The 13,487-nt window shown below is 60.0% G+C and carries 13 protein-coding genes; 12 read left to right on the forward strand and 1 reads right to left on the reverse strand.

The features are described from left to right. Nucleotides 1-26: 26 nt before the first annotated feature. Nucleotides 27-971 (reverse strand): LysR family transcriptional regulator, encoded by a 945-nt coding sequence (locus ACZ0AZ_RS09930; RefSeq protein ID WP_463537294.1) that lies wholly within the window; start codon nt 969-971, stop codon nt 27-29. Between the two features lie 215 nt (nt 972-1,186). Between ACZ0AZ_RS09930 and ACZ0AZ_RS09935 the strand changes: the two genes are divergently transcribed. The 12 genes from ACZ0AZ_RS09935 to ACZ0AZ_RS09990 all read left to right on the forward strand — a co-directional run bounded on the left by ACZ0AZ_RS09935 (nt 1,187) and on the right by ACZ0AZ_RS09990 (nt 13,483). Beyond that, a complete protein-coding gene (locus ACZ0AZ_RS09935) occupies nt 1,187-3,496 on the forward strand; it encodes a TonB-dependent receptor (RefSeq protein WP_463571032.1) in 2,310 nt (769 codons plus the stop codon). 23 nt (nt 3,497-3,519) lie between these two features. Beyond that, nucleotides 3,520-4,863: an aryl-sulfate sulfotransferase gene (locus ACZ0AZ_RS09940; RefSeq protein ID WP_463537295.1), complete on the forward strand. Its 1,344-nt coding sequence runs from the start codon at nt 3,520-3,522 to the stop codon at nt 4,861-4,863. Between the two features lie 272 nt (nt 4,864-5,135). Beyond that, nucleotides 5,136-5,945 (forward strand): energy transducer TonB, encoded by an 810-nt coding sequence (locus tag ACZ0AZ_RS09945; protein WP_463537296.1) that lies wholly within the window; start codon nt 5,136-5,138, stop codon nt 5,943-5,945. A gap of 45 nt (nt 5,946-5,990) precedes the next feature. Next, the gene (locus ACZ0AZ_RS09950) at nt 5,991-6,716 is read left to right on the forward strand and encodes a MotA/TolQ/ExbB proton channel family protein (protein WP_129998361.1); all 726 of its coding nucleotides are present in this window, start codon (nt 5,991-5,993) and stop codon (nt 6,714-6,716) included. 1 nt (nt 6,717) lies between these two features. Beyond that, nucleotides 6,718-7,119, forward strand: coding sequence for an ExbD/TolR family protein (locus tag ACZ0AZ_RS09955; RefSeq protein ID WP_007972930.1), 402 nt, complete (start codon nt 6,718-6,720; stop codon nt 7,117-7,119). A 287-nt stretch (nt 7,120-7,406) separates the two neighbouring features. Beyond that, complete coding sequence (locus ACZ0AZ_RS09960) at nt 7,407-7,988, forward strand: alpha/beta hydrolase (RefSeq protein ID WP_007918704.1); 582 nt, start codon at nt 7,407-7,409, stop codon at nt 7,986-7,988. A gap of 51 nt (nt 7,989-8,039) precedes the next feature. After that, nucleotides 8,040-8,972 (forward strand): sigma 54-interacting transcriptional regulator, encoded by a 933-nt coding sequence (locus ACZ0AZ_RS09965; RefSeq protein ID WP_039756380.1) that lies wholly within the window; start codon nt 8,040-8,042, stop codon nt 8,970-8,972. Nucleotides 8,973-9,139: 167 nt separating this feature from the next. After that, a complete protein-coding gene (locus ACZ0AZ_RS09970; RefSeq protein ID WP_039756381.1) occupies nt 9,140-9,937 on the forward strand; it encodes a MetQ/NlpA family ABC transporter substrate-binding protein in 798 nt (265 codons plus the stop codon). 592 nt (nt 9,938-10,529) lie between these two features. Next, nucleotides 10,530-11,195, forward strand: a complete 666-nt coding sequence (locus tag ACZ0AZ_RS09975; RefSeq protein ID WP_129998359.1) for an amino acid ABC transporter permease — start codon at nt 10,530-10,532, stop codon at nt 11,193-11,195. Then, entirely contained in the window at nt 11,176-11,835 is a 660-nt protein-coding gene (locus ACZ0AZ_RS09980; RefSeq protein WP_129998358.1) for an amino acid ABC transporter permease, read from the forward strand. The genes ACZ0AZ_RS09975 and ACZ0AZ_RS09980 overlap by 20 nt, the downstream gene beginning before the upstream one ends. Beyond that, entirely contained in the window at nt 11,832-12,614 is a 783-nt protein-coding gene (locus tag ACZ0AZ_RS09985; protein WP_129998357.1) for an amino acid ABC transporter ATP-binding protein, read from the forward strand. The genes ACZ0AZ_RS09980 and ACZ0AZ_RS09985 overlap by 4 nt, the downstream gene beginning before the upstream one ends. After that, nucleotides 12,611-13,483 (forward strand): transporter substrate-binding domain-containing protein, encoded by an 873-nt coding sequence (locus ACZ0AZ_RS09990; RefSeq protein ID WP_463537297.1) that lies wholly within the window; start codon nt 12,611-12,613, stop codon nt 13,481-13,483. The genes ACZ0AZ_RS09985 and ACZ0AZ_RS09990 overlap by 4 nt, the downstream gene beginning before the upstream one ends. Nucleotides 13,484-13,487 lie beyond the last annotated feature (4 nt).

Consider the following 13,487-nt stretch of genomic DNA (forward strand, 5'->3'; position numbering starts at 1 on the left):
GCGAGCCTGCTCGCGAAGGGGCCAGCTCAGACAGCAAAATTCTCCAGCGAACAAACTTCCTGATCCTCCGCATCAACCACTTTGATCTGCTCAATCATCGCTTCGGCCAACGGTGACAACCGATACCCGGCGCGGCTGACAATGCCGTAGCGGGTGTACAACTCCTCGAGATCATCGGCCAGGCCTTCGATCTTCAAGCAGACCAGCTCACCCTTGGCCAGATGCAGCGCATCGGAATACGCGCCGACAATCCCGATTGCCTCTGATCGCAACACCACGCTCAACAGACTCGAGCCGTTTTCGCACTCCACATTCGGGGCGAAGTCCGGGCGACCGCTGAGGTCGACGATGACCTTGCGCAGGTTCGGCGGGCGGATGCTGACCGCCAGTGGATAACTCAGCAACTGTTCGGCGGTGATTCGTTCAAACGCCGTCAATGGATGCCCGGCGCGGCAGCAGAAATGCCATTTGCGCGCCCGCAAGCGATGGGTCTGGTAGTCCGGATCCGCCTCGAATTGCCGGGTGTCGGCGACGAAGAATTCGAACTCTTCGCTGAGCAGGCGTTTGCTCAGACTTTGCCAGTCATCGACCTGAAACTGCACCCGTGCTTTCGGGTAGCGACCGATGAACGCGCCGATCGCGCGCGGGATCAATCCGGCCGCCGGCGCCGGCCCGCAACCGAAGCGCAACTCCCCGGCTTCGAGGCCGTTGAACTGGCTGATCTCGTTGGCCATCTGCTGCGCACCACTGACCAGTCGCCGTGCGTGTTCGAGCAGGACCTGGCCCTGTTTGGTCGGCGGCAATTCCTTGCGTCCACGGTCGACCAACTGGCAGCCGACGCTGTGTTCCAGTGCTTGGATGCTGCGGCTGAATGCCGACTGCGACAGGTTCACCGCCTGCGCGCCAGCGACGAAGCTGCGTTGCTCAACCAGAGCGATGAAGTGACGCAATTGGCGCAAGTCGATATGCATTTTTCACATAAAAAATATCCGGGAAATGCATTGGATATGCATTAGGTCGACTCCTTATAAAGGCAATCTCTTATGCAGTAAATATTTGTAAATCCATAAATAAATAACTTAAAAGAATATGCAGCGCTGAAGATGTCTGTGTGTTTTTTGACCAGGAGCCGCGCCATGAGTCCGTTGAACCTTGCGTCCCCCCATCAACCCGACGGCTCAAACGCCTGCCTTTGGCCCTGTTACTGGCAGGCAGCGCCAGCTGGACTCATGGCTATGCCGCCGAAGCCGAAACCCCGCCGCCGGTTCCGGCAGGCACAGCGGCGGCCAACGGTTCGCAGCTTGAAACGGTGACCGTCACCACCCGCCGCCGCGAAGAAAGCTCGCAAGACGTGCCGACGCCGATGAGCGTGGTCAGCGGGCAGAATCTGGAGACGCAACGGGTTTACCGGATTCAGGACTTGCAGCAACTGGTGCCCAGCGTCAACGTCGCCTATATGCATGCGCGGCAGTCCAGCGTGTCCATCCGTGGCCTGGGCAACAACCCGGCCAGTGATGGCCTGGAAGGCAGCGTTGGCCTGTACATCGACAACGTTTATCTGGGCCGTCCGGGGATGGCGGTGTTCGATCTGATGGACATCGAGCAGCTCGAAGTTCTGCGTGGGCCGCAGGGCACGCTGTTTGGCAAGAACACCACCGCCGGAGTGATCAACATCAGCACCCGCGCGCCAACCTTCACGCCTGAACGCAGCATCGAAACCTCGGTCGGCGAGGATGGTTATTTTCAGACCAAGGGCACGATTTCCGGGCCGCTCAACGATCAACTGGCCGGGCGTTTCTCGGCGTATCGCACCCGCAGCGACGGTGACATCAAGAACGAATACGACGGCCACGACCTCAACGGTGGCTCCCGCGAGGGCTTCCGCGCGCAACTGTTGTTCAAGCCCAATGAAGATTTCAATCTGCGCTGGATCGGCGATTACAACGAAGAAGATTCCAGCGCCGGCACCCGCGTGTTGTACAACACCGGGCCGACCATCAACGGCGTCAATCTGTATGAATCGCGGGCCAGCGCGGCCGGGGCGACGCTGGTCAACGGCCGGCATCGCAAGGTCAATCTCGACAATGACCAGCACGTCACCGTGCATCAGGGCGGCACTTCGGTGGAAGCCAACTGGACGTTGCCGAGCGATTTCACCCTGACTTCGATCAGCTCCTACCGATTCTGGAATTTCACCCCGCGCAATGACGACGGCCTCAACGTGCCGGCCAGCTACAACGCCGGCGTTTCGGTGGAAGACAAACAGTACTCACAGGAATTTCGCCTGGCCTCGCCCAAGGGCGAGCTCTTTGATTACGTGGTCGGTGCCTACTATTTCGGCTCGGATCTGGACAACAAATCCTTCGCCTATTACGGCCCGCAAGCGGACATCTGGAACGGCACGCCGGCCGGCGCCCTGGCCAACGTCACCAGCGTGGGCAACGGCCATATCAAGACCGACAGTTTCGCCCTGTTTGCCCAAGGCACCTGGCACCTGAGCGAACGCCTGGATTTCACCGCCGGGGTGCGTGGCACCTACGAGGAAAAAAACGCCTCGGTCAGCCGCAACGCGCCGCTCGGTGGCGTGGCGGTGGCGGGTGCGGCAGCCAATGCGCGTCGGGGGCGTGCCGGCGCCTACGATTCCGGTGACTTGAATCAGTACAGCTCCAGCCCCTCGGGACTGCTCAACCTGAGCTATCGCATCACCGACGACGTGCTTGGTTATGCCACCCTGTCCCACGGCGAAAAATCCGGCGGGGTCAACCTCGCGGTCGGTTCTGCGCCCACCGCGGGTGCCGACTCGCTATTGATCGGCACCGAGCGCGCCAACAACGCCGAACTTGGTTTCAAAAGCACCCTGTGGGACCGCCGCCTGCAACTCAACGCCAACGTGTTCTGGACCCAGGTCAACGCCTACCAGACCAATGCCTACGACGCCGCCAACCGCGTGCAATACCTGACCAACGCCGGCTCGGTACGCTCACGCGGCATCGAGTTCGAAAGCACCGTGGTGCCGCTGCGTGGCCTGACCCTGAACTTCAACGGTTCGTACAACGACGTCAGCTACCTCTCTTACAAAGATGCACCGTGCCCGCCGGAAGTCAGCCAGGCCCCGGGTGCACCGGCGTCCTGCGACCTCAGCGGTCATCAAGTGGTCGGCGCGTCGAAATGGATCGGCAACGCCAACGGCGAATACAAATGGAATCTGGCTAACGGCTTCGAACCCTACGTCACCGGCAGCTACGCGTTCCGCTCCAAAGCGGTGGGCACGGTGGAGGATTCCGATTACGGGCAGATCCCCAGTTACGCGGTGGTCAACTTCTCCACTGGCCTGCGCGGCGATTTCAATCAGGGCCAGTGGGACGTCTCGCTGTGGCTGAAAAACGCCTTCGACAAAACCTACTACACGACCCTGTGGACGGGCGGCAACGGCGGCTATGAAGGCCTGCTCGGCACACCGCGCACGTTGGGCGTCACCGGTCGCTACGACTTCTGATTCGTCATTCAAGGAGCTGCATCATGTTGCGTATCAAAACGGCTTTGCCGGTGTTGCTGTCCGGCGCAGTGCTCAGTGCCGGCGCCCTCGCCGCACCGAGTGTTTACCCGACGGGCGTCACTCGTTACGACCCGAACAAGGCGTTCAACCAGTACGTGATTTTCAGCGGCGCCGACAAACAGACGCACCTGATCGACATGAACGGCAACGAGGTGAAAACCTGGCCGCAGGCGGGCTTCCCGTCGGCGATAATCGATCCGAAACTGGTCGGCGGCGAGCGTGGGCATGTGCTGCTGCAACTGAGTGAAAAGGATCCCGGCAAGCTCGGTTCGGCCGGCAACGGTCTGGGTAATCAGAGCGTCGGCGAGCTGGACTGGAGCGGCAAAGTCGTCTGGCAATGGGGCGACAAGGCACCTGGTGGCGCGGCGCAACAGCACCATGATCAGCGCCGTTTGAGCAACGGCAACACCGTGGTGTTGGCGAACAAGGTGCACAAGGTCAACGGCTTCAAGGCGCCCGAAGTCATCGACGATGTGATCTACGAAGTCAGCCCCGACGGCGCAGTGAAATGGCAGTGGCTGGCCTCGGAACATCTGGGCGAATTCGGCTTCAGCGCCGAGCAGTTGAAACTGGTGCGCGCCAGTGACAACCCGGATTACCTGCACATCAACAATCTCAGTCTGGTTGGGCCGAACAAGTGGTTCGACGCCGGTGACAAGCGCTTCAGCCCGGACAATCTCTTGATCGATTCACGCAACGCCAACTTCATCGCCATCATCGATAAAACCAGCGGCAAAGTGGTCTGGCGGCTGGGGCCGAACCTGCCGCTGATCAATCCGAAAACCGCGCAGAAACTGCCGCGCCCGGTCGATCAGTTCGTCGGTCAGCACGACGCACACATCATCCCCGCCGGACTGCCTGGCGCCGGCAATCTGCTGGTGTTCGATAACCAGGGTTCGGCGGGCTATCCGAACGTCACCCTTGGCTTGATATCCGGTTCACGGGTGCTGGAAATCGACCCGCAGAAAAACCAGATCGTCTGGCAGTACAGCGCGGCCAATTCGAAGCAGCCAGGCTGGGCGTTCTACAGCTCGTTCATCAGCAGCGCGCGGCGTTTGCCCAACGGCAACACCTTGATCGACGAAGGCATGAACGGGCGGTTTTTCCAGGTAACCGCCAACGGTGAAAACGTTTGGGAATACGTCAGTCCGTATCTGGGCAAAGCGCCGGGTGGGGACGCGATCAGCAATTGGGTGTACCGAGCGCTGCCGGTGAGCTACGACTGGGTGCCGGCCGGTACGCCGCGCTCGGAAACTGCAGTGATCGCGCCTGCCGTAGGCGTCCAGCAAACCAATGCCAGTCGTTAACCGAGCGCGGATGAATGCCGTGAACGAATACTTTTCATGCCGTAAAAGCATGCGATTTTCGTCGATCGCTGCAGCCCTTGTGGCGCGCGGCCTCGGTGAAAACGGGCGATTTGCTTATTCCTTGAAGGCCTATGCATAACGTCAAAGATTACTTTCAGTGATAAGCGTGCAAGCCCAATGATTAACCCCATCGACTACGCCGTGGGGGCTTCAAGAAGGGCGGGTTGATCGCTATGGCTTGTAGAACGAAAGAGACCGCAGGGAGTTGAACAATGGGCAATGTCCAGACCGCCGCCAGCGCAGGGGAATTGCTGTGGCGGCATACGCCGAGTGGCGAACTGGTCGATCTTGGCCGGCCCCACCGGGTGCCGTTGGGGCAGTTGCGTTTGCAGCGAGCGCCCAAGGGTATTTTGAGTCGGCGCGAAACCCTTCTGCTCGGTGTGCTCGCGCTGTTGGTGCATGGCGCGGTGATTTACTGGGTCAGCCAGAAACCGACGCCGGTGCTGCCGGTCGTGCCGCCGGAAATTCCGCCGATGACCATCGAGTTTTCGCGTCCGGCTCCGCCAGCGCCGCCGGTTGTTGCGCCGCCACCACCGGCACCGGTGGTCGAACCGCCAGCGCCGGTGGAAGAGGAATTGGCGGTAAAACCGCCGCCGCCCAAGCCGATCGCCAAACCCAAACCAGTGGTGAAACCGCCGCCCAAACCGGCGCCGAAGGCAGTAGAGCAACCGCCTGCGCCAGCGAAACCGGCAGCCCCGGTCGCCGCGCCAGCGCCTCCTGCGCCACCAGCACCGGCGCCCGTTACGCCGGCTTCAGCCAACGCTGCGTATCTGAAAAACCCGGCTCCGGAATATCCGTCGCTGGCTCAGCGTCGCGGTTGGGAAGGCACGGTGTTGTTGCGCGTGCATGTGTTGGCCAGCGGCAAACCGGGCGAGATTCAGATTGCCAAAAGCAGTGGCCGCCAGCAGCTCGACGACGCCGCGCTCAACGCTGTGAAGCGCTGGAGCTTCGTCCCGGCCAAGCAGGGTGATGTCGCCCAGGACGGCTGGGTCAGCGTGCCTATCGATTTCAAGATTCATTAAACCGAAACCAAATTCGCGCGAAATGTTTACACGAGGGAACACATCATGACGTTACTGGCATCTCCACTGGAATCCATCGAAAGCGCGGTGATCTGGCTGCTGGTGGTTTTTTCCGTCGCCACCTGGGGCCTGGCGTTGCTCAAGGCTGTGCAGTTCGGTCGTTTGAAGGCGCAGGATCGGCGCTTTCATAAACGCTTCTGGGCGGCGTCGAGCCTGGATGCCGCCGCCGAGTTGAGCGAAACCCAGCCCGGCGCCGCAGCGCGGGTGGCGCAGGCCGGTTACGCGGCGATCCAGGTGGGCGAGGCGCCGCAGGCCAATGATCTGAGCCAGGCGATCAATCATCAGGATCGCCTTGAGCGTGCCTTGCGCCAGCAGATCGTCCGCGAACGGCGTTCGCTGGAAACCGGTCTGGCGGTTGTCGCGAGTATCGGCAGCACCTCGCCGTTCATTGGTCTGTTCGGCACGGTATGGGGAATCATGGAGGCCTTGAAAGGCATCAGCGCTGCCGGTTCGGCAAGCCTGGAGACAGTGGCCGGCCCGATCGGTGCGGCACTCGTCGCGACCGGCGTGGGGATCGCCGTCGCGGTGCCAGCGGTGCTGGTTTACAACTACTTTTTGCGCCGTCTGAAACTGACGGCGGCGGATCTCGACGATTTTGCCCACGACTTTTACAGCCTGGCGCAGAAGAGCGCGTTCCGCGTGCTGATCCACCCGACCGCGCACAAGGTGGCAGCGCCCGGCAACGCAGCAAAAGTGAAGGAGGCGTCCTGATATGGCCTTCTCCACGCAAGACACGGATGAGGTGCTCAGCGAGATCAACGTGACGCCGCTGGTGGATGTGATGTTGGTGCTGCTGGTGGTGTTTATCGTCACCGCGCCGCTGCTGACCAATGCGATACCGATCAACCTGCCGAAGACTGAAGCGGTGGCGCCGGTCGAGCAGAAGGATCCACTGGTGGTGAGCATCGACGGCGCCGGCAAGCTGTTTATCAACAAGGATGAGATTCAGCCGGACTTGCTGGAATTCAACCTCAAGTCGGCCAAGGCCAAGGACCCGGAAGTGCGCGTGCAATTGCAGGCCGATGACGGGGTGAATTACGGCGAAGTGGCGCGAGCCATGGCGTCGATCGAACGGGCAGGGATTACCAAATTGTCGGTGATCACCGCGCGGTGACAGGTTTTTGCTTTTCCGGGGCCGTCTCCTTGGCAGGGTGCGGCCCTTTTTTTATTCGTTTTTTGCCCACGACACTCTCCAATGTGGGAGCGAGCCTGCTCGCGAAGGCGGCATTCTCCACAACATCAGCGTCGACTGATGCACCGCATTCGCGAGCAGGCTCGCTCCCACAGGATTCGCGCCTCATATGCATTATGGGTATTAATAAATAGCTTCTTATTCCTTAACGAATATAACTCCTCTCCCTATACTCGACCCGGAACAGACACGACGCAGGAGAGCTCCCCATGCGCAATGAATCAATCCGTTACCTGATTGTGCCGGGCTGGCAGGGATCGCCAGAAGATCATTGGCAAAGCCATTGGCAGAACAGCCTGCCGAACAGCGCGCGGGTCGAGCAGGCCGATTGGCTGACGCCGCGCCGTGAGGACTGGGTCGCCGCGCTCGCCGAAGCGATTGCCGCCGACAGCACACCGGTGATCCTCATCGCTCACAGCCTGGGCTGCATCACCGTTGCTCACTGGGCGGCAACTGCGCCGCTGCAATACCTGCGTCAGGTGCGCGGGGCGTTGCTGGTCGCGCCGGCCGACGTCGAGCGTCCTGCCTGCGCGCCGGCACTGCGCAACTTCGCACCGATTCCGACGGATCTGTTGCCATTCCCCAGTCAAGTGGTCAGTTCCGACAACGACGCCGCCGTCAGCGCGCCGCGCGCATTGGAACTGGCGCGCAACTGGGGCGCGGAGGCGGGGATTCTTGCCGGGGCCGGGCACATCAACGTCAAGTCCGGGCATCAGCGCTGGGAGCAGGGGTTTGCCTACCTCTATCGCCTGCAAAACCGCTTGGAACACCACGCCCGCCGTCGCGCCTGACCTTTTTATTCAACGCCCCCGTCGGCTGGCGGTTTTGGGCGGGAGCCTGCCATGAGTTTCGAAACTTTCGGTCAGCCCTTGCTGACCTTTCCCGATGCGGAAAAAAGCCCCCTGAGCATTCGCGCCAAGGCGCTGGTATTTGTCGATCCGCGTTCACGGCAATTGCGCGAAGAACTCGAGCAACTGGCACCGCGTTCGATTTCAGTGTTGATTCGCGGTGAGACGGGCACCGGTAAAGAGCTGCTCGCCCGGCATATCCATCGCGCCAGTGACCGCAGCGGTCTGTTCGTTTCGGTGAACTGCGGCGCGATCAGCCCGACCTACGCCGACGCCGAACTGTTCGGCTACGCCGCCGGCAGCTACAGCGGTTCGGCCAGCAGCCGCGCCGGCTGGTTCGGTTCGGCCAACGGCGGCACCTTGTACCTGGATGAGATCGGCGATCTGCCGCTGCCGATCCAGATCAAGTTGCTCGCGGCATTGGAAAACCACGAAGTCACCCGCGTCGGTGCGCATCAGCCAAGTCCGGTGGATGTGCGCCTGGTCGCGGCCACCAGCATCGATCTGGCGCAAGCGGTGGACGCCGGCAAATTCCACGAGCGGCTCTATCACTACCTCAGCGAGGGCCAGCTCGAATTGCCGGCGCTGCGCGCGCGCACCGGCGATATCCTTTCGCTCGCCGAGTATTTCCTCGGCATCTATAGCCAGCGTCTCGACCTGCCCGTGCCGCTGATCAGCGAAGCCGCGCAGCATGTACTCGAACAGCACAGTTGGCCTGGCAACACCCGCGAGCTGGAAAACGTCATTCACTTCGCCCTGCTGGTCAGCACCGGTGACGAGATTCTGCCGGAACACCTGAACCTGCCCGACGCGTCTGCGCCGCAGGTTCAGATCGAACGTCTGGTAAGGCAGACCCACATCGGCGGCAGCGGTGCAGAGCGTAAGGCATTGAAAGAATGGCTGATTCAGTTGAGCGAGGCGGTGTGAGCCGTTTTCCTCAACATGAACAAAATGGAATATGAAGCTGAATAAACGTTATTGTCCGGGAATAAAAAATCCGGGTATTGTCCGCCTCACGCCAGCGATATCACTTCACTGGCACACGTATTAATGCCGTCGTCGATGACGACCGTGATTTTCGATAAGGACACTGCATGAAAAAGGTTCTGTTGTTTACCGCATTGGCGGCTGCGCTCACGGCTTCTTTCGCCAACGCCGGCGAGAAACTGGTGGTTGCCGCAACGCCGGTGCCTCACGCTGAAATCCTCGAGCTGATCAAGCCGACCCTGGCCAAAGAAGGCGTGGATCTGGAAATCAAAGTCTTCACCGACTACGTGCAGCCGAACGTACAGGTTGGCGAGAAGCGTCTGGACGCCAACTACTTCCAGACCAAGCCGTATCTGGACAGCTTCAACCAGGGCAAATACAAGGACGACAAGGCGAAGTATCTGGTGACCGTGCAGGGCGTTCACGTTGAACCGTTCGGTGGCTACTCGAGCAAGTACAAGACTCTGGCTGAGCTGCCGGACGGCGCGACCATCGCCATCCCCAACGAAGGCAGCAACAGCGGCCGTGCGCTGATCCTGCTGCAGAAGGCCGGTCTGATCGAACTGAAAGATCCGAAGAACGCTTTGGCAACGCCGAAAGACATCGCCAAGAACCCGCACAACTTCAAGTTCAAGGAACTGGAATCGGCCCTGCTGCCGCGCGTGCTGAAAGAAGTTGATCTGGACATGATCAACACCAACTACGCGCTGGAAGCCAAGCTGAACCCGACCAAGGATGCGCTGGTGATCGAAGGCGCCGACTCGCCGTACGTGAACTTCCTGGTGGCCCGTGAGGACAACAAGAACAGCGACGCGATCCAGAAACTGGCCAAGGCCCTGACCAGCCCGGAAGTCAAAGCGTTCATCGAGAAGAAGTACAGCGGCGCGGTGCTGCCGGCATTCTGATCTGACTTGAGTGAACCTGCTTCAAAGGTAAAAACGCCGATGGCCAGTGATGGGCATCGGCGTTTTTGTGCGTGCGTTTCAAGCCGTTGAAAAGATCGTTCCCACGCTCTGCGTGGGAATGCCTCATCGGACGCTCCGCGTTCGGCCCTTAATGGAACGCGGAGCGTCCCGGGCTGCATTCCCACGCGGAGCGTGGGAACGATCAATCTTGCCGTTACCTCAGGCCACCTGCGTCTTCAACGCCCGGCGCAACGCCCTGAGCAATTTCACGATGTCCTGCGGATCCAGCCGCTGCGGCACTTTTACGTCCATGTCTTTCTTCCTTGTGATGAATGGGCCGGAGAGTCTGGCCAAAAGCTGCGGTTCCTTGGAGGTCTTTCGTGAAAAAAAGATCCGTCCTACAGCGCAAAGAAAAATAGCCGTCTTATTCCTTCCCGGCAAACCCACCGGATAGTTTTTTGGGTGATATCAATATGCTTTAACGGTATTTAAATTCTTGTTTTTATACCTATAAAGTCAGTGCCTGCCGGACAGGTACCCGCTGTCCATGGATTGCATCACCGCCGCTTACCCTGCGGCGTCAGGACGCTTCATGACTTTCGACTACGCCTTTATCCTCAGCACTCTGCCGGCCTTTCTCAAAGCCGTCGGCGTGACGCTGCAGGTCGGACTGATCGCCATCGGCACTTCGCTGCTGGTCGCGCTGCTCAACGCGACGATTCTGGTGTTTCGCACGCCATACCTGCAGAAAATGGTCGGCCTTTATGTAGAGCTGGCGCGCAACACGCCGTTGCTGATTCAGCTGTTCTTCGTCTACTTCGCGTTGCCGGCAGTGGGGATCCAGGTTTCCGGTTTCACTGCCGCAATCATCACCATGACTTTCCTTGGCGGCGCCTATCTCACCGAAGTGCTGCGCGCCGGCGTCGATGCGGTGCCCCAGGCGCAACTGGAATCCGGACGGTCGATTGGCCTGTCTCACGGCCAGTTGCTGCGCTACGTGATCCTGCCGCAGGCCGGGATCCTCAGCTTGCCGTCGCTGTTCGCCAATTTCATTTTCCTGCTCAAGGAAACCACCGTGGTCTCGGCGGTAGCGGTGCCGGAAATCCTCTACACCACCAAGAGCTATATCGCGCTCTACTACAAAACCTACGAAATGCTCGCCGTGCTGACGCTGATCTGCGTGCTGCTGTTCTTGCCGCTGTCGCTGTTGCTCAGCCGTCTTGAAAGGAGGCTCCAGCATGGCCAGTTCGGGTCTTGAATTGCTTTGGGTGTCGTTGCCGCAACTGGCGAAAGGCGCCGGTCAGACCTTGTCGATCTCATTTCTGAGCATCGCCATCAGCACCGTCGGCGGTGTGCTCTACGGTGTTCTGCGTACGTTGAACGTAGCGTGGTTGAACGCGATTTTGCGCATCTATCTGGAGCTGTTCCGGGCGATACCGGTGCTGGTCTGGTTGTACCTGCTGTTCTTCGGTCTGCCGATTTTCTTTGGCCTGAGCCTGCCAAGTTTGTGGTGCGCGGTGCTGGTGCTGTCGCTGTGGGGCGCCAGCGAGGTTGGCGAGGTAGCGCGTGGTGCGCTGCATTCGTTGCCGCGCGGACAGCGTGAAGCGGGGCTGTCGATCGGCCTCAATGCAGCGCAACTGTATGGCTACGTGCTGCTGCCGCAAGCACTCAAGCGCATGACGCCGCCGACCATCAACGTCTACACGCGGATCATCAAGACCAGTTCGCTGGCGGTGCTGATCGGCGTCGTCGATGTGATCAAGGTCGGCCAACAGATCATCGAGCGCACCTACGAATCAGTACTGATTTACGGTGCGCTGTTCCTGTTTTTCTTTTTCATCTGCTACCCGCTCTCGGCCGCTTCGCGCGTGCTGGAGCGACGCTGGACGCAAGCATGAGTGCACTGATCGAGTTTCACGGTTTCAACAAATTCTATGGCGCCCAGCAGGTGCTCAATGGCGTCGATCTGCAAGTACAGAGCGGCGAAGTGGTGGTCATTCTCGGACCCAGCGGTTGCGGCAAAAGCACCTTGCTGCGTTGCCTCAATGGCCTGGAAGAGGCCCACAGCGGCAGCTTGAAGTTCATCGGGCGCGAACTGTTGGACAATGCCATCGACTGGCGCGAAATCCGTCAGCAGATCGGCATGGTCTTCCAGAGCTATCACCTGTTCCCGCACATGAGCGTCCTGGACAATCTGCTGCTCGGCCCGCTCAAGGTGCAGAAGCGCCAGCGCCGCGAAGCACAACAGCAGGCCGAAGCCTTGCTTGAACGTGTCGGCCTGCTGGACAAGCGCGATGCTTTCCCGCGTCAGCTCTCCGGCGGCCAGCAGCAACGCATCGCCATTGTTCGGTCGCTGTGCATGAACCCCCGCGTCATGCTCTTCGACGAAGTCACCGCCGCCCTCGACCCGGAAATGGTCAAGGAAGTACTGCAAGTCATTCAGGGTCTGGCCCGCGAAGGCATGACCTTATTGATCGTCACCCACGAAATGGCCTTCGCCCGCGCGGTGGCCGACCGCATCGTGTTCATGGATGCCGGACGCATCCTCGAACAGTCCCCACCCGAGATTTTCTTTACGAACCCGCAAACCGCACGCGCGCAGCAGTTTCTGGAGAAGTTCTCCTTCGTTGCAACATCGCCAGAAACGAATCCGAAAAAGGAACTGGAACTGCTATGAAAACTGCCGCTTTGTTACTGCCCCTGCTTAGCCTCGCCTTGCTTGCCGGTTGCGGTAAAACCGAAGAGCCACCAAAGCCGAAGGTCGCCAGCGAAAGCGCCGCACCCGCCGGTTATCTGGACAAGATCAAGACCCGCGACAAATTGATCGTTGGTGTATTTACCGACAAGCCCCCGTTCGGTTTCGTCGATGAGGCCGGGCGCTACGTAGGCTTCGACACCGACATTGGCCGGCGCTTCGCCAAAGATCTGCTCGGCGATGAAAACAAGGTCGAGTTTGTTGCCGTCGAGCCGGCCAGTCGCATTCCGTTTTTGCAGAGCGACAAGGTCGACCTGATCCTCGCCAACATGACCGTCACCCCGGAGCGCAAGGAAGCGGTGGAATTCACCAACCCGAACCTCAAGGTCGCCGTGCAGGCACTGGTGCCGCAGGGCAGTTCGGTGAAGAAACTCGATGATCTGGCGACGCGCACCACGATTGTCACCACCGGCACCACCGCGGATATCTGGCTGACCAAAAACCATCCGGACTGGAAACTGCTCAAGTTCGAAAAGAACTCCGAGTCGCTGCAAGCCTTGGCCAATGGTCGTGGCGATGCCTATGCGCAGGACAATCTGGTGCTGTTCAGCTGGGCCAAGCAGAACCCGGGGTATCGCGTGCTTGAAGAAAAGCTCGGAGCCGAGGCGCCGATTGCGCCGGCCGTGAAAAAGGGCAATCTCGAGTTGCGTGACTGGGTCAACAGCGAGCTGGCCAAATTGGGCGAGGAGAAATACCTGCTCAAGCTGTATGACCAATATGTGCGCAAAGAGCTGAGCGATGACACCCGCCCTGAGAGTGTGATTGTTGAAGGGGGCAAGTGGCAGGGCTAGTGCC

Source organism: Pseudomonas sp. AC239 (assembly GCF_979258545.1).

What these genes read in the sequence shown, in the direction of transcription:
- ACZ0AZ_RS09930 (WP_463537294.1), bottom strand. Translation starts at nt 971, where the DNA reads ATGCATATCGACTTGCGCCAATTGCGTCACTTCATCGCTCTGGTTGAG.
- ACZ0AZ_RS09940 (WP_463537295.1), top strand. Translation starts at nt 3,520, where the DNA reads ATGTTGCGTATCAAAACGGCTTTGCCGGTGTTGCTGTCCGGCGCAGTG.
- ACZ0AZ_RS09945 (WP_463537296.1), top strand. Translation starts at nt 5,136, where the DNA reads ATGGGCAATGTCCAGACCGCCGCCAGCGCAGGGGAATTGCTGTGGCGG.
- ACZ0AZ_RS09950 (WP_129998361.1), top strand. Translation starts at nt 5,991, where the DNA reads ATGACGTTACTGGCATCTCCACTGGAATCCATCGAAAGCGCGGTGATC.
- ACZ0AZ_RS09955 (WP_007972930.1), top strand. Translation starts at nt 6,718, where the DNA reads ATGGCCTTCTCCACGCAAGACACGGATGAGGTGCTCAGCGAGATCAAC.
- ACZ0AZ_RS09960 (WP_007918704.1), top strand. Translation starts at nt 7,407, where the DNA reads ATGCGCAATGAATCAATCCGTTACCTGATTGTGCCGGGCTGGCAGGGA.
- ACZ0AZ_RS09965 (WP_039756380.1), top strand. Translation starts at nt 8,040, where the DNA reads ATGAGTTTCGAAACTTTCGGTCAGCCCTTGCTGACCTTTCCCGATGCG.
- ACZ0AZ_RS09970 (WP_039756381.1), top strand. Translation starts at nt 9,140, where the DNA reads ATGAAAAAGGTTCTGTTGTTTACCGCATTGGCGGCTGCGCTCACGGCT.
- ACZ0AZ_RS09975 (WP_129998359.1), top strand. Translation starts at nt 10,530, where the DNA reads ATGACTTTCGACTACGCCTTTATCCTCAGCACTCTGCCGGCCTTTCTC.
- ACZ0AZ_RS09980 (WP_129998358.1), top strand. Translation starts at nt 11,176, where the DNA reads ATGGCCAGTTCGGGTCTTGAATTGCTTTGGGTGTCGTTGCCGCAACTG.
- ACZ0AZ_RS09985 (WP_129998357.1), top strand. Translation starts at nt 11,832, where the DNA reads ATGAGTGCACTGATCGAGTTTCACGGTTTCAACAAATTCTATGGCGCC.
- ACZ0AZ_RS09990 (WP_463537297.1), top strand. Translation starts at nt 12,611, where the DNA reads ATGAAAACTGCCGCTTTGTTACTGCCCCTGCTTAGCCTCGCCTTGCTT.